Source organism: Streptomyces glomeratus, from assembly GCF_021462825.1.
In the GTDB taxonomy this organism is placed as follows: domain Bacteria; phylum Actinomycetota; class Actinomycetes; order Streptomycetales; family Streptomycetaceae; genus Streptomyces; species Streptomyces glomeratus.
This window is the reverse complement of sequence record NZ_JAKEEB010000005.1, coordinates 325,321-345,217: the sequence shown is the minus strand read 5'-3', so window position 1 is coordinate 345,217 and position 19,897 is coordinate 325,321. Positions and strand designations below refer to the sequence as shown.

14 protein-coding genes and 3 pseudogenes are annotated in these 19,897 nt (G+C 72.2%); 4 read left to right on the top strand and 13 right to left on the bottom strand.

Annotation, left to right across the window (positions count from 1 at the left end):
- Positions 1–12 precede the first annotated feature (12 nt).
- Positions 13–186, bottom strand: a pseudogene (locus LZ604_RS35665) (3'-5' exonuclease); the annotation flags it as partial.
- A gap of 167 nt (positions 187–353) precedes the next feature.
- On the opposite strand from LZ604_RS35665, the gene LZ604_RS08990 reads away from it, so the two are divergent.
- The gene (locus tag LZ604_RS08990) at positions 354–1,853 is read left to right on the top strand and encodes a S1 RNA-binding domain-containing protein (RefSeq protein ID WP_234514002.1); all 1,500 of its coding nucleotides are present in this window, start codon (positions 354–356) and stop codon (positions 1,851–1,853) included.
- A gap of 10 nt (positions 1,854–1,863) precedes the next feature.
- Here the strand turns inward: LZ604_RS08990 and LZ604_RS08985 are convergent, their stop codons facing one another.
- The 5 genes and pseudogenes from LZ604_RS08985 to LZ604_RS08965 form a co-directional block, all read right to left on the bottom strand.
- Entirely contained in the window at positions 1,864–2,580 is a 717-nt protein-coding gene (locus LZ604_RS08985; protein ID WP_234513966.1) for an exonuclease domain-containing protein, read from the bottom strand.
- A gap of 62 nt (positions 2,581–2,642) precedes the next feature.
- Positions 2,643–2,876: pseudogene (locus tag LZ604_RS08980) on the bottom strand (exonuclease domain-containing protein); the annotation flags it as partial.
- Between the two features lie 116 nt (positions 2,877–2,992).
- Positions 2,993–4,231 (bottom strand): DUF5919 domain-containing protein, encoded by a 1,239-nt coding sequence (locus tag LZ604_RS08975; protein WP_234513965.1) that lies wholly within the window; start codon positions 4,229–4,231, stop codon positions 2,993–2,995.
- 115 nt (positions 4,232–4,346) lie between these two features.
- Positions 4,347–5,663: a copper amine oxidase gene (locus LZ604_RS08970; protein WP_234513964.1), complete on the bottom strand. Its 1,317-nt coding sequence runs from the start codon at positions 5,661–5,663 to the stop codon at positions 4,347–4,349.
- Between the two features lie 134 nt (positions 5,664–5,797).
- Positions 5,798–6,604 (bottom strand): annotated as a pseudogene (locus tag LZ604_RS08965) (Tat pathway signal sequence domain protein).
- 206 nt (positions 6,605–6,810) lie between these two features.
- On the opposite strand from LZ604_RS08965, the gene glgX reads away from it, so the two are divergent.
- Both glgX and treY read left to right on the top strand, forming a co-directional pair.
- The gene (glgX, locus tag LZ604_RS08960; protein ID WP_234513962.1) at positions 6,811–8,919 is read left to right on the top strand and encodes a glycogen debranching protein GlgX; all 2,109 of its coding nucleotides are present in this window, start codon (positions 6,811–6,813) and stop codon (positions 8,917–8,919) included.
- Between the two features lie 68 nt (positions 8,920–8,987).
- Complete coding sequence (gene treY, locus LZ604_RS08955) at positions 8,988–11,339, top strand: malto-oligosyltrehalose synthase (protein ID WP_234513960.1); 2,352 nt, start codon at positions 8,988–8,990, stop codon at positions 11,337–11,339.
- Between the two features lie 81 nt (positions 11,340–11,420).
- Here treY and LZ604_RS08950 read toward each other — a convergent pair whose 3' ends face one another.
- The 3 genes from LZ604_RS08950 to LZ604_RS08940 all read right to left on the bottom strand — a co-directional run bounded on the left by LZ604_RS08950 (position 11,421) and on the right by LZ604_RS08940 (position 14,023).
- A complete protein-coding gene (locus LZ604_RS08950; protein ID WP_234513958.1) occupies positions 11,421–11,903 on the bottom strand; it encodes an SSI family serine proteinase inhibitor in 483 nt (160 codons plus the stop codon).
- A complete protein-coding gene (locus LZ604_RS08945; RefSeq protein WP_234513957.1) occupies positions 11,900–13,225 on the bottom strand; it encodes a M14 family zinc carboxypeptidase in 1,326 nt (441 codons plus the stop codon). The genes LZ604_RS08950 and LZ604_RS08945 overlap by 4 nt, the downstream gene beginning before the upstream one ends.
- A gap of 246 nt (positions 13,226–13,471) precedes the next feature.
- A complete protein-coding gene (locus LZ604_RS08940; RefSeq protein ID WP_234513956.1) occupies positions 13,472–14,023 on the bottom strand; it encodes an FHA domain-containing protein in 552 nt (183 codons plus the stop codon).
- Positions 14,024–14,195: 172 nt separating this feature from the next.
- Here LZ604_RS08940 and treZ point away from each other — a divergent pair, with 172 nt between their 5' ends.
- Complete coding sequence (gene treZ / locus LZ604_RS08935; RefSeq protein WP_234513955.1) at positions 14,196–15,941, top strand: malto-oligosyltrehalose trehalohydrolase; 1,746 nt, start codon at positions 14,196–14,198, stop codon at positions 15,939–15,941.
- A gap of 120 nt (positions 15,942–16,061) precedes the next feature.
- Here treZ and LZ604_RS08930 read toward each other — a convergent pair whose 3' ends face one another.
- The 4 genes from LZ604_RS08930 to LZ604_RS35995 form a co-directional block, all read right to left on the bottom strand.
- On the bottom strand, positions 16,062–16,985 hold the full coding sequence (locus LZ604_RS08930; protein ID WP_234513954.1) for an aminoglycoside phosphotransferase family protein: 924 nt from the start codon (positions 16,983–16,985) through the stop codon (positions 16,062–16,064).
- A 100-nt stretch (positions 16,986–17,085) separates the two neighbouring features.
- Positions 17,086–18,231 carry an aminopeptidase P family protein gene (locus tag LZ604_RS08925; RefSeq protein WP_234513953.1) on the bottom strand — a complete coding sequence of 382 codons (1,146 nt, stop codon included), beginning with the start codon at positions 18,229–18,231 and terminating at the stop codon, positions 17,086–17,088.
- Positions 18,232–18,368: 137 nt separating this feature from the next.
- On the bottom strand, positions 18,369–18,899 hold the full coding sequence (locus LZ604_RS08920; protein ID WP_234513952.1) for a PDZ domain-containing protein: 531 nt from the start codon (positions 18,897–18,899) through the stop codon (positions 18,369–18,371).
- Between the two features lie 391 nt (positions 18,900–19,290).
- Positions 19,291–19,677 carry a LysR family transcriptional regulator gene (locus LZ604_RS35995; RefSeq protein ID WP_308283571.1) on the bottom strand — a complete coding sequence of 129 codons (387 nt, stop codon included), beginning with the start codon at positions 19,675–19,677 and terminating at the stop codon, positions 19,291–19,293.
- Positions 19,678–19,897 lie beyond the last annotated feature (220 nt).

Here is a 19,897-nt window from a genome sequence, read left to right as displayed (position 1 = left end):
CGCGCGTCCCCCTCAGACCTTGTGGGCCGCCGCCTCCCGCAGCGGCCGGGCCCCGTCCACCACTGCCTCCGTGTCTCCCTTGCGGCGCAGAAACGCCTGGAAGTCCGCCTCCCAGTCCGCGTGCCACTCGATCTGGCGGCGGTGCAGCTCCGCCGGGCCCAGCGCCGCGATCTTCGGGTGGCGGCGGGGCCGCTGATCGGTTGAGCCTGCTGCGGCCCGGTATCCCGCTTGCAGAAGGTGATCTCGACGGTGATCCTCTTTGGCGGCAGGGCGAGGTGGTAATGCGCCGGCCCATCCCGCCCCACGCTCCTCGGTCACGAGGAGCGTGCATCGTCAACACCGCAGGGAGCAATGTGCCGCATTTCGTCTATCAGATCACCAAGTACGACCCCGCCGATCGCGACGAGCACGGTCACTACATCGGCGTGGAGGAGCCGACCAGCGACCACGGAGCGGTGGAGTCGGCCTACTTGCAGTCTGTCGCCGCCTTCGCAGCGGCGACCGGCATCGACCACCTGACCATTCGCGAGCCGCAGATCGCCGGCGTTGCCCACTTCGGCCTGGAACCGGCCATAGAAGGCCACGGCCTGGGCGGGCTCTTCCCACCCGATCTCAGTGGATTCCACGACGGCGCGGAGATCTCACTCTCCGTCGGCCTGGAGCTGGTGCGGGCAATGCTCCGCGACAACGGCGCCTGGTGCCGTTTGGAGGTCGAGGACGAATTCGCCGTCCACGTCGGTTGGGACCAGTACGTCTACGTCAGCAGCGACAAGCCCTGCGAGAGCGCCCATGAACGCACCCGGGCACTCGGGCTCTTCCCTGAGCGATTGCAGGCATCGCCCTACGAGGCGGAACTGGACGAGCCTGGCGTACAGCGCCCCGCCGACGAGCACTTCTGGTCCCGTTTGCGCTGGTCCATCGCGATGCGGCAAGCAGCCATATTGGAGGAGGGGTACGTCGACAACGCCTCCCGCTGGCACCGCCTCACGGAGAACACCGTCGACGCGGTACGCGCCAAGCTCACCCCACGCTCCAAGTTGACTGTCTGGCCGGACCTGTCCACCGACGTCGATGCCGTTCTCGCCGCGCTCCCCGACGAAGGCCCGGTGGAAGTCGTTTGGGAGGACGGGAACGGGGCCATCACCAGCACGATCGCCGACGAAACCGAGTATCAGGCTCTGGCAGCCCAGGTGGTGGGCTCTCGGTCTGCTGCCGCCCTGCCCCTCGACGTCGACTCACGTCACCCACTGTTCACCGCTGTTATGCCAGACAGTGACGGCGTGCTGCGGGCCCGGTGGAGGACCGAGCAGACACCCAGCGACCGGAACTGGGCCTTTCTGAAGACTCTCCGCCGCGGGCAGATCGTCACCGGCACGGTCACGGAGATCGCCGGCTTCGGCGTCACTTTCGTCGACATCGGCGGCTTCACCGCAATGATCAACATTCCAGAGCTGTCCTGGAGGCGCATCAATCACCCGTCCGACGTCGTCGCCGTCGGGCAGAAGATCTCGGCCGTGGTCCTCGATGTCGACATGGTGAGAGAGCGTGTGCCGCTGTCCTTGAAGGCACTGCAGGCGGACCCGATGCCGCAGTTCATGCAGCAGGTCGGCCAGGTTGTGACCGGTGTCGTGACCAAACTTGTGCCGTTCGGCGCCTTCGTCCGTATCGAAGACCGAGAGGATGGCCTCGAAGGACTCGTACACAACACCGAGCTGTCCGCGGAACCCGTTGCCGACCCCCAGGACGTGATACGGGTCGGCGAACCTCTCGTCGTGAAGATTCTCGCCGTCGACCCCACCCGACGGCGAATCGCTCTCTCCCACCTGCAGGCTCTCGCGCACGAAGGGCCTTGACCAGCCCGGCCTATCGGCTCCGCGGGATGACCGGCCAAGCCGACTCAACGACTGCCGTGGGGTTCGTGGTCCGCCGCAGGTATGCCTGCAGAGAAGCTGACTGCGCGGCCGCCGCACGCACCTGGAGGTCATGCAGGTCTGTCGAGGACATCGTCCCGACGGGCTGGTACTTCTCGCCCATACGTCGCACCACACGGGCGGCAGCCACCGCGTCCGCCCTCGCATTGTGCGCGTCTTCGAGCGACACGCCGTAATGCGCGCACAACGCATGCAGGGCACGCTTACCCTTCCGGTACTTGTCGACATGCTTGTCGATGACCAGGGGATCGATGACCGGCGAGGGCACGCTGCCCAGTCGCTCGCTGATCGACTCCAGCTCGTACCGCCGACACTCACGATCCAGCAACGACAAGTCGTAGCGCGCGTTCATCACGACCAGAGGTGTCCCTGAGTGCAGAACCTCGGCGACGGCCTGTGTGATCGCCTCGACTGCGGACGAAGCCGAGACCCCGTGCTCGCGGGCATGGTCCGTCGAGATGCCGTGGATCGCCGAAGCCTCTTCGGGTATGACCACCCCGGGATTGAGCAGCCAAGTCCGTTCCGCCGAGACGGCCCCATCCGGCTCCAGTCGCACGACCGCCGCGGTGACGATGCGGTCGGTCTCGACGTCCGTACCCGTGGTCTCCAGGTCGAAGGCCACCAAGGGCTCAGTTACCCAGCTCGTCACGCGACTTCCGTTCCGGCGTGGGCCGGAACCCGGCACTCTGCTACCGGATGCGACGCCTGAGACGCGACCCGGTCGGCGGGGCTGCCCTCGGCGGCCGCCCGCTCGTTGCTCATCCCGTGCACCGCCACCGCGTCCGCCGGGATCTCCACGCCCGGGTCGGCCAGCCAGTCCCGGCGGCCGAGCGGCTGCCCGCCCCTGACCTCGATCACCGCCCCCGTGACGATGCGCGCCTCATACGGATCCGTCCCGGTCGTCTCCAGGTCGAAGCCGATCAGCAGCTCTCGGTGCCAGGCCATGGCGGCCCCCCTTCTCGGTGGTGCTTTCCCCCAGTGGGCTCCACCTTCGCATGCACCACTGACAATCCGAGGACCGCGCTCCGCTCGCCTACTGCCGGCGCTCCATATGGGATGGTTCAGGACACAGGACGTGAATCCACCCAAGCCAGTTCGAACTCCTCGCGGTAGGTCGGGAAGAGACCGCTCTCGTCGACCTCCTCCGACTTGACGACCCGGTTGCCGTTGCGCAGCACCAGCACCGGCGCCTCCATGCCCCGGCTGCGGCGCAGATAGGACTGCACCACCGCGATCCCGTCGGTGCCGTCCCCGTCCACCAGGTACGCGGTGAAGCGGGGCGTCTCGTCGAAGACCTGGATCTGGAAGGCGCCGGGGTCGCGGAGCCTGGCGCGCACCCGGCGCATATGCAGGATGTTCATCTCGACGGCCCGGCTCAGTTCGCCCTTCCGGATGCCGAGTTCGCGCTCTCGCCGTTTGACCGCGCTGGAGGCGGGGTTGAGGAACAGCAGGCGCACCCGGCAGCCCGACTCCGCGAGGCGCACCAGACGGCGCCCGGAGAAGTTCTGCACGAGCAGGTTCAGGCCGATGCCGATGGCGTCGAGACGGCGGGCACCGCCGAAGATGTCCTCGGCGGGGAACTGCCGCAGCAGCCGCACCCGGTCCGGATGGACGGCGACCACGTCCGCGTACCGATCGCCCACCAGGTCCTCGACCGCGTCCACGGGCAGCCGGCGCGCGGAGGGCACGTCGCCGCCCGCACCGAGGATCTCCAGGAGCCGGGCGGAGGCGCGTTCGGCCTGGGCGAGCACCGCCTCCGACAGGGCCCGGTTGCGCGAGACCACGTTCCGGGTCACTTCGAGTTCGTCGAGGGCGAGTTCGACGTCACGGCGCTCGTCTATGTACGGCTCGAAGCACGGCCAGTGCTGCACCATCAGCTCGCGTAGCTGCGGCAGCGTCAGAAAGCTGAGGACGTTGTCATCCGCTGGGTCGAGCAAGTAGCCCTTGCGGCGGCTGACTTCGCGTACCGCCACCGCCCGCTGCACCCACTCCTGACCGGCCGGCCCGGCCGCGGCGACGACCCAGTCGTCGCCGTGGACGGGTTCGTAGATGGGCCGGAGAACAGCGGCCACGACCGCGCGCAGCCGCTGTTCGACCAGATTCAGCCAGATATAGGCGCGCCCCGCCCGCTGGGCGCGGGTCCGCACCTCGCGCCATGCCTCGGCGTTCCAGTCCAGTTCCGGTCCGATGGATCCCATTTCCATCGGCCGTGCCAGGGACACCGCCGCGGGCGGGACCTCCGCGGAGTTCCCCTCATGACCCTCGTCACCAGGGGGCAGCTCCAGCCCTCCCGAGCCCACCCGCGCACCGCCTTCCGCTCCCCCGAGCCTCCTCAGGGGCCAGGCCCCAGCCAACGATCAAGGAAGACTACTCCGGGAGAGCGGCGGGATGCAGCCGGATGGACAGGGTCGTTTCTCAACTACCGGATCGCGCACGCCCGTTCTGGCCCGCCAGAGCCGGCGGAGTGAGGGGATTCATAGCCGTGACGTCGCGCGGAGCGATCGAGAAGCCCTGCCAGTGGACCGGCATGGGCTGCTGGTCCTCGTCGCGCGCGATGTGATGGAAGCCGACGTTCACCCACACCACCGGGTGAGTGAGCGTCTGTCCGTTGACCCATGTGTCGACCGACTTGCCCGCCCCGCGGCCGCAGCCGCCCAGGTTGTCGCTGGCGAACTGCTCACACCTGTTGTACTCGGTGAAGTACACGTCGTGGCGGGTGAAGTCGTGCCCGAGGTACTTGCTGCTGGCGCCGGGGACGAGTTCGTACGAGCGCGCGTGGCCGTCCTTGTTCTTGCCGGTGTCGCTGACGACCCGCCACCAGCGCATGTTCTGGGCATCGCCGGCGAGTTCCTTGGTGATCTCCGTGCGGGTGGTCTTGTTGCTCGGCGCCTGGGCGCCGCGGGCCGGCGGGCTGACCCGGGAGTCGTACTGCTCGACGCGGTTCCCGGAGGAGCCGTCCAGGCCGAAGTCGAGCCGCCAGAAGACGTTGTGGCTGTGGCTGGTGGCGTAACCCCTGGCCCCCTTGCCGATCGGCCAGCCACGGCCGTCGCCGGCGTCGTAGTCGAACGGCGAGAGGCTGCCGGTCGCGCCGATGCTCATGTTGACCGTGCCGTCGTCCTGGAAGCGCCACTCGGTGATGTACTCGTACCAGCCGACCTTGTTGACGGTGTAGATCAACAGGTCCTTGCCCTGGGCCTGGTAGACCTTGTTTCCGGTGTCGCTCTGCATACGGTAGGCGTGGCCGCGCGAACGGGTCGTCGTGCACAGGCCGTTGACGTTGGGGTGCCGCGGGTCCGGAGCGTTCGGCACCTTGACCGCCTTGATGGTGCCGCCGGGGCACTCGGCGGGCGTCATCGCGGACAGTCCCTGCGCGAAGCCCGCGCCGGTCAGGTCGCTGTACTCGACCGATCCGTCGTCGTAGGGCACGTCGATCTGGGCGAGCCGCGCGCTGTTGAGGACCTTGATCGGGCGGGTCTCACCGGGCGGCTGATAGGAGACACGCTCCAGGACGAGACCGGCGTGGGTGTCGTAGCGCCAGCACATCCGCCAGGTGGTGCCGGTGGAGAGCCTCTGCTCGATCCGGTACGCCGCACTGCACTCGGCGGCCGGCTGGGCCGCGGCCCGGGGCAGGGCGACGGCCGGTGCGGCCGCCGTGCCGCCGAAGGCCAGCCCGGCCGCCAGGAGGCCGGTCAGGGCGCGCCCGCGGGCACGGCCGATTCTGTTCACGCGCATGACGAAGAGACTCCTCCTGCACAAAGCGAGAAAGACGAAGCGAGAAAGAGGAAGCGAGAAGGTGAGCGGTGAGGAAGCTCGGACGGCACGCACGGCCCGGGGTGAGGTTCCGTCCGGCCGGCGGCGCGCGTGGCTCAGGAGAGCCTGCCGACCTTCCGGGCGCTCAGGTCGATCACGAAGGAGCGGCTGTCGATCCAGGAGCCGTTCGGGACCTTCGGGAAGAGCCGCACGCAGCGGTGCTGCCCGCACCGGTCGAGCACGGCCGGCTGGGCTCCGGGGGACGCCCGGTAGACGATGCTCGTGAGCATCAGCTGGCCGGGGGAGGTCAGGTCCTTGCCGGTGGCGTCCTTGTAGTCGGCCTTCAGGCCCGCGCCGAGCGGGTCCGCGATCAGCAGCCTGGCCGCCTCGGCGTTCTCGTCGGGGACGAGGGGCGGCTGCACTCCGTGCTGGGTGGCGGTCCGCTCGACCTTCCCGGTCTCCAGATCGACGGTCCTGGTGACGAGGGCGTCGTCCTTGTAGTCGTAGAACGTCACGTCCGCGCGGCGCGGCGCGTGCGGGTCGTCCAGGTGGTCCGGGTCCGGCTCGGCGAGGTCGACGGTCAGCCGCTGCGGGCGCTTCCTGCCCTCGACGTCCTCGCCGGCGGCGAACTGCGGCCGGGTCAGCGCGATGCGCTCGGCTCGCTTGATCTCGTCGTCGGTCAGCGGATCGCCGCCCTTGCCCTTCGCCCCCTCGGCGGGGGCCCGTTCGACGACACCCGGCGCCACCGCCTCCTACCCCCGGCCCTCGGCCTGCCGGGCGGCGAGTCCGCCGCCCCGGGCTCCGGATTCCTCGGCCGACACCGAGTCCGGAAGCGTGATCCCGACCATCACGGCGGTCCCCGTCACCGCGATGGCCGCACCCGCCACTACCTTGCCCAGGTGGCGGCGCACTGTTCTGCGCACATTTCCCCCTACTCCCCCTGTGTCACTGGGAGTGGCTTGAGCCCCACTGGTTCGGCATACGCGGTCGCCCGGTTGGCTGCGCAATACCCCGTATGCGCTGGTCGGCTGTTAAGAGGGATGCAAGTCATAGGAGGTTCCCCCGCTTTCGGGGAAGACTCGGCTTCAGGGCGCCCCACGGGGCCAGGACAACCGGGAGAGTCGTGTCCATGCAGGTCTGGCCTGGAGAGGCATATCCGCTCGGCGCCACCTACGACGGCGCAGGGACCAACTTCGCGGTCTTCTCGGAGACCGCCGACCGGATCGAGCTGTGTCTGCTGCACGACGACGGCTCGGAGACCGCGGTGGAGCTGCGGGAGACCGACGCGTTCGTCCGTCACGCGTATCTGCCCGGGGTGATGCCCGGCCAGCGGTACGGATTCAGGGTGCACGGCCCGTACGCCCCCGACCGCGGGCTGCGCTGCAACTCGGCGAAGCTGCTGCTCGACCCGTATGCGCGCGCCGTCAGCGGCACCGTGCGGTGGGGCGAGGAGGTGTACGGCTATCCCTTCGGCTCCCCCGACAAGCGCAACGACCTCGACTCGGCGCCCCACACCATGGCGTCCGTGGTGATCAACCCCTACTTCGACTGGGGCGACGACCGCCGGCCGCACACCGAGTACCACCGCACGGTGATCTACGAGGCCCATGTGAAGGGCCTGACGATGCGCCACCCGGCGCTCCCCGACGAGCTGCGCGGTACCTACGCGGCGCTCGCCCACCCGGCCATCATCGAACACTTGACCGAGCTTGGCGTCACGGCGCTGGAGCTGATGCCCGTACACCAGTTCGTCAACGACCACCGTCTGGTGGACATGGGCCTGGCCAACTACTGGGGCTACAACACCATCGGCTTCTTCGCCCCGCACAACGCCTACGCCTCCTGGGGCGACCGCGGCCAGCAGGTCCTGGAGTTCAAGTCGGCCGTCCGCGCGCTGCACGAGGCCGGCATCGAGGTCATCCTGGACGTCGTCTACAACCACACCGCCGAGGGCAACCACCTGGGCCCGACGCTCTCCTTCCGGGGCATCGACAACCCCTCGTACTACCGGCTGACGGACGACCCGCGCTACTACATGGACACGACCGGCACCGGCAACTCCCTGCTGATGCGCTCCCCGCACGTACTCCAACTGATCATGGACTCGCTGCGCTACTGGGTCACCGACATGCACGTGGACGGCTTCCGCTTCGACCTCGCGGCGACGCTGGCCCGGCAGTTCCACGAGGTCGACCGGCTGTCGTCGTTCTTCGACCTGGTCCAGCAGGACCCCGTGGTCTCCCAGGTGAAGCTGATCGCCGAGCCATGGGACGTGGGCGAGGGCGGCTACCAGGTGGGCAACTTCCCGCCTCTGTGGACCGAGTGGAACGGCAAGTACCGCGACACCGTACGGGACCTGTGGCGCGGCGAGCCCCGCACGCTCGCGGAGTTCGCCTCCCGGCTGACCGGCTCCTCGGACCTCTACCAGGACGACGGCCGCCGGCCGCTGGCCTCGATCAACTTCGTGACCTGCCACGACGGATTCACGCTGCACGACCTCGTCGCGTACAACGACAAGCACAACGAGTCCAACGGCGAGGACAACCGCGACGGGGAGAACTACAACCGGTCCTGGAACTGCGGGGCCGAAGGCGACACCGACGACCCGGCGGTGCTCGAGCTGCGCGGCCGGCAGATGCGGAACTTCGTCGCCACGCTGATGCTCTCCCAGGGCGTGCCGATGCTCAGCCACGGCGACGAGTTCGCGCGGACCCAGCAGGGCAACAACAACGCGTACTGCCAGGACAACGAGCTGTCCTGGGTGGAGTGGCCCGAGGACGGCAGCGAACTGCTGGAGTTCACGCGCGCGATGGTGTGGCTGCGCCGGGACCACCCGGTCTTCCGCCGGCGCCGCTTCTTCCACGGCCGCCCGGTACAGGGCACGCACGACGAGCTGTCCGACATCGCCTGGTTCACCCCGCAGGGCCAGGAGATGACCCAGCGGGACTGGACATCGGCGCAGGCGAGCGCGCTGACCGTGTTCCTCAACGGCAACGCGATCTCCGAGCCCGGCCCGCGCGGGGAGCGCATCACCGACGACTCCTTCCTGCTGATGTTCAACGCCTCGCCGAAGGCGCTGGACTTCGTGGTGCCGGTCGACCACGGGCGTCAGTGGCAGGTCGTCGTCGACACCTCCGTCCCGGAGGGGCTGGCACCGGGCACCGGCGACAAGATCGCGGCGGGGGGCCGGCTGACACTGGTGGACCGGAGCCTGGTGGTGTTGCAGCGGCCCGCCTAGGCGAGGCCGGACGCGCCCGGCGGCGCGTCCCCGGCACGAAAGCCGGCGCGGCGGGTACGTAGCTTTCCATGACACCTGAGCCTCCCGCCCCGCCGGTGCCCACGGCCACCTACCGGCTTCAGCTTCAGCCGGAGTTCCCGTTCGGTGCGGCCGAGGCGGCCGTGCCGTACCTGGCCCGACTCGGCGTCTCGCATCTGCATCTGTCCCCCGTCCTGGAGGCCGTCCCCGGGTCGGCGCACGGCTACGACGTCGTCGACCACGCGCGCGTACGGGAGGAACTCGGCGGTGAGGCGGGTCTGCGCGCCCTGTCCCGCACCGCCCGGGAGCACGGTCTGGGCCTGGTCGTGGACATCGTGCCCAACCACATGGCCGCCTCCCCGCGCCACAACCGCCCCCTGTGGGAGGTGTTGCGCGAGGGGCCCGAGTCGCCGTACGCACGCTGGTTCGACATCGACTGGGAGGCGGGGGGCGGCCAGGTGCTGCTGCCCGTGCTCGGGCGCCGGCTCGGCGAGGAGAGCGGGCAGCTGAAGGTCGACGGGGACGTGCTGCGCTACCACGACCATGTGTTCCCGCTGCGCGAGGACACCTCGACGCTGCCGCTGCCGCAGCTGCTCGACGCCCAGTGGTACCGCCCGGTGTGGTGGCGGCTGGCCCGTACGGAACTGAACTACCGGCGGTTCTTCACCATCTCCGAGCTCATCGGGGTGCGCGTGGAGGACCCGGAGGTCTTCACGGCGACCCACGCGACACTCCTGCGGCTGCTCGGCGAGGGAGTGATCGACGGTCTGCGCGTGGACCACCCGGACGGGCTGGCCGACCCGGAAGGGTATCTGCGCCGCCTGCACGAGGCCACCGGGGGGCGGTGGACCGTGGTGGAGAAGATCCTCGCGGCGGACGAGCATCTGCCTTCCGCCTGGCCGGTCGCGGGCACCACCGGATACGACGCCTTGCGCCGGGTGGACGGGCTGTTCACGGACCCCGTGGGCGCCGGGGACCTGCTCGGCCACTACCGGCGTTTCGCGGGCCCCTTGGGCGAGGGCGGCGGGCACTGGGCCTCCACCGTGCGGCGCGCCGCGCACCGGGTGGTCACCCACGAGCTGGCGGCCGAGGTGGACCGCCTCACGCGCGTGGCGAGCCGCCTGTGCGGGACGTCCCCGGACGCCGCGCTGCGCGACCACGCACCCTGGGCGCTGCGCACCGCGCTGCGCGAACTCCTCGTCCGCCTGGAGGTGTACCGGCCGTACTCCTCGCAGGACGCCGCCGCGGTCGTCACCGAGGAGGCCGCCACCGAGGCCCGCGCGGCCTTCACCGTGCCCGAGGAGGCCCACGCGGTGACCGCGGTACGGGACCTGGTGCTGGGGCGGGCCGGGGACGGGCCCGGGCACGCCGAGTTCCGGGCCCGGTTCGCGCAGACGGCGTCGGCTCTGCGTGCCAAGTCCGTGGAGGACATGGCGTTCTACCGCTATGTGCCGCTGCTGTCCGCGAACGAGGTGGGCGGCGATCCCGGCGCCCCGGCCGTCGCCCCGGAGGACTTCCACGCGTACTGCGGGCGCGTACAGCGCGACTGGCCCGTCGGCGGGACCGTGCTGTCCACGCACGACACCAAGCGCAGCGCGGATGTGCGGGCCGCGGTCGCGGTGCTCTCCCAGTGCCCGGAGCGCTGGGCCGACGTGCTGGCCGAGGTGACCCGCGCGGGCGGCACCGGGCCCGACCCGCATCTGGCGTGGGCCGCCTGGCAGACGCTTTTCGGGCTCGGCCGGGCCGACCGCGAGCGACTGTGCGGGGCACTGCTCAAGCATGTGCGGGAGGCGGGGCTGCACACCACGTGGACCGAGCAGGAACCGGCCTACGAGCAGGCGGTGACGGCGTTCGTCGCCCAGGGGCCGTGCGGTGCCCCCGGGGAGTCCGTCATGGAGTTCCGGGACGCGCTCGCGCCGCATATCCGGGCGAACGTCCTCGGGGCCGCGCTGGTCCAGCTGACGATGCCGGGAGTGCCGGACGTCTACCAGGGCACGGAAGACGAGTACCGGGCACTGGTCGACCCGGACAACCGGCAGCCGTTCGAGCCCCGGGAGCCGTCCTCGGACAAGGCGGAACTCACCCGGGCCGCGCTGCGGCTGCGCCGGCGGCGCCCGGAGCTCTTCGGCTCGCGGGCGACGTACACACCGCTCCGGGCCGAGGGTCCGGCCGCCGCGCACTGCGTGGCCTTCGTACGGTCACAGGAGGTGCTCACGGCGGTCACCCGGCTGTCGCTGCGGCTCGCGGAGGCGGGAGGCTGGCGCGACACGTCCCTGACCCTGCCGCCCGGCCCGTGGAGGGATGTGCTCTCCCCCGAGCGCCGGTTCGAGGGGCACACGCGCGTGGCGGACCTTTTCGGGAGGCTGCCGGTTGCGCTGCTGGAGCGAGTCGCCGGGCAGTGAGGCACGGCGTACCGCGGACCGGGTCCGGGCACCCCCGCGCGCGTGCCGTGACCGGCACCGGACACGCGCGCGGGGCGTGGCTCACTGCCGTACGCCCGGAACCATCGGATGCCGTACGCCGGGTACGACCGGGTGCCGTACGCCCGGAACCGCTCGGTCCGTGAGGGCGAACACCGCCCCGGTTCTCGCCTGGAGCTCGCAGCTGTTGGCGAAGGTGTGGCTGTACTCGACCGGACGGCCGTCCCACTCGCCGCGCGCGGACACGGTCACGGGGGCGTAGAGCATCGGACAGAGCGAGTGACCGGCCGGGATGCGGCCGATGTCCCCCTGCGCCGCCTCGAGTTCCGCACAGGCCCGGGCGGCCTGGGAGTGGCCCCGCGGCGGGTCGCACAGCAGCAGCGTGCCGTTGATGTCCCGGGAGCGGTCGTCTCCGTTGGTGACGGTCAGATAGAGCCAGTTGCCGGTGACGGCCGGCCGGGGTGCGGCCTGGGCCGGCACCACGGGAAGCAGGGCTGCCGCGGCGATCAGGGCGCCGCGCAGGGCGCGGGTGGTCTTCGTCGTCATTCCGTATGCATCGGCACCGCGGCCTCCGGACCCCAGCCGCCCTCACCCGAACGGGAGCGCACCGGCGTGTACCGCCGAGCGAGTTCGACCGCGGCGAGCACCACACGCGCCTGGTACTCGGCCTGGCGCGCGACCGGGATCCAGCGCGCCCGGTAACCGTCGACGTAGTCGGCGCACCAGTCGTCGATGAGCCCGTCGAGTTCCGACAGCACCCCGGCCGCCGCGGGCCCGGCGGCCCGGGCGAGCTGGTGGAGCAGTCCGGCGGTGCGCAGTGCGACGCGGCGCCCGGAGATCCCGAGTGCGGTCAGCCGGGCGGTGTCCAGCGACGGCAGGGGCCGCTGTCCGGCGCCGTAGACGTCGGGGTCCCAGGAGTCGGCGAGTCCGGGGCCGACCAGTAAGTAGTCGTCCACCGGGGCGAGCAGCCGGTCGGCGTCCGGGACGGTGGCCAGATGGGGGCGGATACGGTCCAGCAATCCCGCCAGCCGCCGGGTGTCGCGGCGCAGCGTCCCGCTGACGGCCCGGAGCACCGCCTCCGGGTCCGGAAGGGGGGAGGCGTCCTCCACGGCGGTCACACCCCACATGGGCGCCTCCACCACCGCCGTGACGGTGCCGTAGCGGTGCGGGTGGAACCAGGTCGACTCGACCGCGGCCTCCGTGATCGCCGCGGCCAGGTCTCCCCGACGGGGCGGCGGGATGCGGTACACGGCCGGCCCGAGGGTCGGCCAGTAGAGGGTGTCGTAGGGGCCGAGTTCCCGCGGGATGCCGAGCCGGGCGGCGGCCTGGGCGAGTCGCTGGGCGATGCCCGGCAGGTCACGGGTCAGCTCCACGAATCCGCCGCCGACGTCGACTCCGTGCAGGGAGCACTGGAAGAAGGGCCGCAGCTCGTCCTGGAGGTCGAGCAGGGCGCGGGTCTCCGGCAGGGCGGCGCGCTCCGCGCCGTCGGGCAGCCACTCGGGCTGCTCCAGGAAGCCGGGCCGGAAGAAGTGCCGGAAGTACCGGCCGAGGGTGTACGGGCCCGACAGCCAGCCCTCGTTGCGGCGCGCGCCGTCGGGGTCGAGGCAGAGCAGCAGGTTCCAGGTGGTGTCGGTGCCGTCGCCCAGGCGGGGGTCGGAGAGCACCCGTTCGGCCAGGCGCAGGACGGTGGCTCCGCCGACGGGCTCGTTGGCGTGGGGACCGGCGACGACGAGGGCGTGGCGGCCGCCGTGGCCGACGGAGAGCAGCCACAGGGGCGTGTCGCCCCGGGACGTGCCCACGCGGCGCAGTCTGGCGTCACCGGGCCGGCGGGCGACGAGCGCGGCCGCGTGCGCGCCGAGCTCGTCCACGGTCGGGTAGCGGAGGAGTGGCGACAGGGCACACCTCCACTATGTGGTGCCGTCGGTTCACCTGGTGTACACGGTGTACGCACAGTCAGTCACGGCCCGGGAGGCTACGTCAACACCGCGGGGGCACGCGGGACGGGGTGGAGTGGGGACGGCACCCGGACGGCGGAGCGGGGCGCGGTGGCGGAACGGGGCGCGGTGCGGCAGGGCGGGCCCGGTGGCCCGCTGCGGCCCGGCACGGTGGCCGGGCTACTCCGTCGCGAGCCGGAAGGTCATCGTCCCGAAGGCGACCTGGTCGCCGTCGCGGACGACCGCGGCGCCGATCACCCGGCGGCCGTTGACGGTGGTGCCGTTGGTCGAGCCGAGATCGCGCAGCACCCACAGGCCGCCCTGGTGCCGGAGTTCGGCGTGCACGCGGGAGACCGTCTCATGGCTGAGCCTGAGGCCGCTCGCGGGGTCGCGGCCGATCCGCAGCGGATAGGGGTTGCCCGGGCTCGGCAGCAGCAGCTTGGGCAGCCGCTCGGCCTGCCAGGCGCGGCGCAGCCGCACGGTGAAACCGGAGACGGCCTCGACGGTTCCGAAGACAAGGCGCGCCCAGCGCTTTTCGGTGGTGAGGTCGGCGGTGAGCGCGGCCAGCTCGTGCGGCTGCCGGGCGACCAGTGCCAGCTCCATGCGCCGCAGGAACGTGTCGTGCGACAGACGCCCCAGGGCGACACCGTCGCTGAGCACCTTCAGCGCCCTGTCGCGTTCGGCGTCCGAGAGCCGCGCGGGGTACGTATGGAACTCGAAAGACGACGTCACGGAGGTGATTGTCGGTCAGTCGGCTTTCGCTGTCCAGGAAACGACAAAACGACCGGCGGCGCCGTCGGGAGCCTTCGCGCGTGTCAAAAGGGTGGATCCGGCGGCCTTTTGATCTGCGATGAAGCACCATGGACGCGCTACATCACGATGAGCAGACGAGGGGGAACCGTCCGTGCAGTTCGAGGTGTGGGCACCGCAGGCGACCCGGGTGACGCTCCACTGCGACGGCGTCACGCGCGCGCTGGTGCGCGATCCGGAGCGGCCGGAGTGGTGGACCGGTGAGGCGGAGGCCGGGGACGGAACCCGGTACGGGTTCGCCGTGGACGACGGCCCGGTGCTGCCCGATCCCCGGTCGCGCCGCCAGCCGGACGGTCCGGACGGCCTGAGCGCGGTCGTCGACCAGGGGCGGTACTCGTGGCGTGCCGAGTGGGCGGGGCGCGGGCTGCCCGGCGCGGTGCTGTACGAGTTGCATGTGGGGACGTACACCCGCGAGGGCACGCTGGACGCGGCGGCGCAGCGGCTCGAGCACCTTGCGGAACTGGGGGTCAGCCATGTGGAGTTGATGCCGCTGTGCCCGTTCCCCGGTCGGCACGGCTGGGGCTACGAGGGCGTCAGCCTGTGGGCGGTGCACGAGCCGTACGGCGGACCCGAGGCGCTGAAACGGTTCGTCGACCGCGCCCACGAACTCGGTCTCGGGGTCGTGCTGGACGTGGTCCACAACCATCTCGGCCCCTCCGGCAACCATCTGCCTGCCTTCGGCCCGTACTTCACCGAGACACATCACACCCCCTGGGGCGCCGCGGTGAACCTGGACGCGCCGGGCTCGGACGAGGTGCGCGCATATCTGATCGGCAGCGCGCTGGCCTGGCTGCGCGACTACCGGCTCGACGGGTTGCGCCTGGACGCGGTGCACGCGCTCCACGACACGCGCTCGCTGCACTTCCTGGAGGAGCTGTCGTCGGCGGTGGACGCGCTGGCCGCCGAGGTCGGCCGGCCGCTCTTCCTGATCGCCGAGTCGGACCTGGGCGATCCCCGGGTCGTCACTGCGCGCGCGGAGCACGGACTCGGTGTGCACGCCCAGTGGAACGACGACTTCCATCACGCGCTGCACACGGCGCTGACCGGCGAATCGCAGGGCTACTACGAGGACTTCGCCCGGGCGCCCCTCGCGGCCCTCGCCAAGACACTGACGGGCGGCTTCTTCCACGACGGCACATACTCGACGTTCCGTGGCCGGCGGCACGGGCGCCCGCTGGACCGCACACGCTTCTCCGCACACCGCCTGCTCGGCTATGCCCAGACCCACGACCAGGTCGGCAACCGGGCCCTCGGCGACCGGCTGTCGGCGTCCCTCTCCCCCGGGCTGCTGGCGTGCGCGGCGGCGCTGGTGCTCGCCGCACCGTTCACGCCGATGCTGTTCATGGGCGAGGAGTGGGCCGCGGGGACGCCCTGGCAGTTCTTCACCGACCACACCGATCCCCGACTGGCCGAGGCCGTACGGCGGGGAAGACGCCGGGAGTTCGCCGCCCACGGCTGGGCGGAGGAGGACGTGCCGGACCCACAGGACCCGGCCACCCGCGACCGCTCCTGCCTCGACTGGTCCGAGCCGGAGAGCGAGCCCCACGCGCGCGTGCTCGCCTGGTACCGCGAGCTGATCGCCCTGCGCCGCGACCAGCCCGACCTCACCGACCCCGACCTCGAGGACGTGAAGGTCGCCTACGACGAGGACGCCCGCTGGCTCGCCTTCCGCCGCGGCGACGTCCGGGTCGCCGTGAACCTCGGCAAGGAAGCCGCGCGGATCCCCCTCGGCCTCCCGCACGCGCGTGTGCTGGCGGCATGGGAGCCCGTACAGCCGCCGGACGAGGCGGGGGTGCTGCACCTGCCGGGTGAGTCGTGCGTGGTGCTGACACAGGGATGACGAGGCCGGGACCCGGGTGACGGGGCCGCGGGTGCCGGACGGACGGCTCACGCGGTGCGGGCGCCTACGGCGTCTCGTCGTGCTCCGGGGTCTCGTCGTGCCTCCGGGGTCTCGTCGTGCCTACGGCGTCTCGTCGTCCGGAAGTTCCGTGACCCGCTCCAGCATGATCGCCTCCCATGCGCGCCGCAGCCGTGCGCGCAGGACGGGCGGCGGGGTGGGGTCGCGGCCGTCGAGCCCGTCGGCGAGGCGGGTGAGCGTGTCGCAGCGGGCGAGCCACAGGCCGCGCAGACAGGGGCGGGCACCGTAGCCCGCGAGCGTCGCGGCGCGCACCGCCGTGGGGGCGCCGACGGCGACCGCGAGGGAGGCGATGTCCTCGGCCGGGTCGCCGATGACCGCGTCTGTCCAGCCGAGGACGCCGCGCACCCGCCCGTCGCCGCTCACCAGGAGGTGGTCGCCGCCGAGGTTGTGGTGGACCAGGATGGCGGCGCCGGGCTGCGGGACCAGCTGGCGGGCGGCGGGCGCGGTGAGCTGGGCAAGGCGCGCGGGGTCGAACTCGTCGGCCTCGGCGAGGCGGGCGGCGGCGCTCGCGGCGGCGGCCCGGAGCGCCTCCAGGGGGCGGGGCGGGAGACGGGGCACGCCGAGCGCCTCGATCTGACGCACGGGTACCTCGCGCAGCCCGGTGAGCAGCGCCGCGAGGTCCGCCTCGCCGACCGCGGAGATGTCCGGTTCCTCGACGGTGGTGCCGGGCAGCCGGGTGTCCAGGGTGTAGGCGAGGCCGGCGGCCCACTCCCCCTGCGCGACGCTCGTCGGCACCGCGACACCGGTGTGCGGCCGTACCAGGGCGCGCAGCCGCAGTTCGCGCCGCTGGCGGGCGGAGGCGTCGCGGTCGGTGGCCAGCCGCAGCACATGGCGTGTGCCGACCCACCAGGTGGAGTGCCCCGGGCCCTCGGCGGCGGGCGCCACATCCGGTCCGGCCTCTTCGGGGAGCAGGGAGCGGGCCAGTCGGCGTACGGTCTCCGCCGTCGGTGTCGGTGCCTGGGTCATGATCGCGCCGTTGTCGTCTCGGGGGTGTGCTGGGGCTGCTGGTGCCGGGGCGGCCGGCCGTCTCCGCTTCGCGGTCGCGGCGCGGCCGGCCCGTGCCCTCTCAGTCCACCACCGCCAGCTCGCGGGGGGTGTTGTTGAGGCGGCGCCCGCCGTCCCCGGTCACCGTCACGATGTCCTCGATCCGGACACCGAAGCGGCCGGGCAGATAGACCCCGGGCTCCACGGAGAAGCACATACCGGGAACGAGGGGCTGCTCCTCCCCCTCGATCATGTACGGCGGTTCGTGTGTGGTGACGCCGATGCCGTGTCCGGTGCGGTGGATGAAGTACTCGCCGTACCCGGCATCGGCGATGACCGCGCGGGCCGCACGGTCCACGTCCTGGCAGGCGGCACCGGGCCGGACGGCGCGAAAGCCCGCCTCCTGGGCCGCACGTACCAGGTCGTGCACCGTGCGCTCCTCGTCGGTCGGTTCGCCGACGTGGACGGTGCGGGAGGTGTCCGAGCCGTAGCCGTGTTTGAGGCCGCCGAAGTCGAGGACGACCATGTCGCCGCGCTCGATGACGCGTTCACCGGCCTCATGGTGCGGATTGGCGCCGTTGGGGCCGGAGGCCACGATGGTGAAGTCGACCTGCGTGTGCCCGAACTGCCGCAGCAGACCGGCGAGATCCGCGGCGACCTCCCGCTCCCGGCGGCCTGCGAAGCGGACCTTTCTGATCTCCTCGTAGGTCGCGTCCGCGGCCGCTCCGGCGGCCGTCAGCCGGTCGAGTTCCGCGGCGTCCTTGACGGCCCGCAGCATCGGCAGGGCGCGGGTGAGGGCGACGTGCCCGGCGTCCGGGAGCCGCTCGCGCAGGCCGAGCAGGTGCAGGGCCCAGGCGTTGTCGCTGATGCCGTAGCGGCCGTCGGGCCGCAGCACGGAGGCGGCGGCCTCGTACGGGTCCTTGCCGTCGGTCCAGTCGCGCAGCGTCAGGGCGGGCGCTCCGGCCGCCTTCGCCGCGTCGGGCGCCTCCAGGGTGGGCACGACGAGGACGGGGTCGTGTCCGGCGCGCAGCACCAGCAGGGTGAGGCGTTCGGTCTCCACCGGCCGGTACCCCGTCAGCCACACCAGGTCCGGCCCGGGGGCGATCAGCAGCCCGGCGAGCCCGGCCGCGTCGGCGGCTTCCGCGGCACGCCGCATACGGACCGCGTAGTCCTCGGCGGTGAAGGGTGCGGGGCCGCCTCTGCCGGGCGGGACGGGCGTGCCGGTCATCCATAACCTCCGCGGGTGCGGGTCCTCCCAGGGTCTACGGGCAGCATCCTGCCCTTCCGCCGGGACGGACGCGAGCCCATCGCGACCATGACGGCGCGCGGCGCCCCCGGGGAGTTGCGCACGAGCGGCGGCGAGGCTCAGGTGAGGACACCGGGAGTCGCGGTCAGGCGCAGGCGGGCGCCGTTCGCGTGGCGCACGGCGAGGGTGACGGTGGTGCCGGGGCGGACGGCGGCGAACGCCCGCGCGAGGTCGGCGGCCGAGCCGAGGCGTGTCGCGTCGACGGCGAGCACGACATCGCCTCGCACGAGACCGGCCGTGTGGCCCGGTCCCGGGACGCGTACGCCGACCAGGAGCGCGCCGCCGCAGGCGCAGTCCACGGCCTCGACACCGAGCGTGGCCCGCGGGGGCGACAGGGCCGCGCCGCGCGCGCTGTCGTAGGGCGCCGTGGTGGGGGTGGTGCGCATCGGCGTGCCCGCGGCGGCCCGCGACCGGCCGGCGGCCCCGGACACGGACGGCCCGTGTGCCGCCGCGCGGCGCTTCAGGTCTCCGAGCCTGTTCATGCCGACCACCGTGGCGCCCACCGTGCCGAGTCCCGCCCCCGACACCACCACGAACACCCCCACGACCAGGGCGCACAGCAGGATCGTCAGGCGCCTGCCCCGTTCCATGACTCACCTCCCCTTCGCTCCGGCAGAGCCCTACCCCTCGCGTCGCCCCCTCACGATCCTCGAACGAGTGAGACGGTGGCGCGGGCGACGGGCTTTTTCCGCCAGGGTCGCCGCAGCCTCCCGTGGCGTCCCGGTGTGCAGCACAGTTCCGTGCGGTGGACGACGCGCGGTGCCGTGAGCGGGACCGAGACCGTGCCGGTACCCCGGTGGCCGCTGAGCGGGGCACCAGGGCCAGGCCGTGGCCGGTGGCCGCCCGCGCGAGGAGGGTCCGCAGAACGGCGCCCCCGTGCCGCAGGGCCGGCCGGAAGCCCGCGCTGCCGGCGGCGGCACTGAGCCGGGCGAGTGGCAGACCCGCGTCCCGTGCGTCCAGCCGGCGCGCGTCGGCCGGGGGTCACCGAGCCGCAGCCCGGCGAGCCCGGCGAGCGGATGGGTCCGCGGCGGGACGACGCACACGGGCTCCTCCCCGGCGCCTCGGTGGTCGACGGCGCCACTCCGGCAGCCGCAGCGGATCGCCGGGGGCGGCGGGCAGCGCGGCCAGGACATGCGGCGTGAACACGGTCGGCGTGGCCGCGAGGGTGACTCCGGACGGGGGCGCGGCCACCGTCCGGACGATGTCGGCACGGGCGGCGTCCAGCCGCACCAGCAGCGGCCCGGCGTCTTCCAGGAGCCGTTCGCCCGCTGTGGTGGGGGCCACCGGACGCCGGTCGCGCTCGCCGGAAACGACCCGGACGCCGACGACCTCCTCATCTGGCCCCTCGCCTGTTCGCCGGTGGGCCACGAGGCGTGGTCCTCATCCGGCCGGGCCGCCGGCCCGGTCGGTGATCGGCGCCGAGCGGACCGTGAAGCGGTACCTCTGCGCATACGGGCCCTCGCGGCACCTCGACACGCTGCGCGCCCACGAACTGCGGTTCGGCGGACACTACGGGGACGGCCGGGTACGGATCGCCGAAGTCCCGGGCCGTCCCCTCTCCTTCGCCACGCTCTTCCGGCCGGAACCG

What these genes read in the sequence shown, in the direction of transcription:
- LZ604_RS08970 (WP_234513964.1), bottom strand. Translation starts at nt 5,663, where the DNA reads ATGCGCGTGAACAGAATCGGCCGTGCCCGCGGGCGCGCCCTGACCGGC.
- glgX (WP_234513962.1), top strand. Translation starts at nt 6,811, where the DNA reads ATGCAGGTCTGGCCTGGAGAGGCATATCCGCTCGGCGCCACCTACGAC.
- treY (WP_234513960.1), top strand. Translation starts at nt 8,988, where the DNA reads ATGACACCTGAGCCTCCCGCCCCGCCGGTGCCCACGGCCACCTACCGG.
- LZ604_RS08950 (WP_234513958.1), bottom strand. Translation starts at nt 11,903, where the DNA reads ATGACGACGAAGACCACCCGCGCCCTGCGCGGCGCCCTGATCGCCGCG.
- LZ604_RS08930 (WP_234513954.1), bottom strand. Translation starts at nt 16,985, where the DNA reads ATGACCCAGGCACCGACACCGACGGCGGAGACCGTACGCCGACTGGCC.
- LZ604_RS08925 (WP_234513953.1), bottom strand. Translation starts at nt 18,231, where the DNA reads ATGACCGGCACGCCCGTCCCGCCCGGCAGAGGCGGCCCCGCACCCTTC.
- LZ604_RS08920 (WP_234513952.1), bottom strand. Translation starts at nt 18,899, where the DNA reads ATGGAACGGGGCAGGCGCCTGACGATCCTGCTGTGCGCCCTGGTCGTG.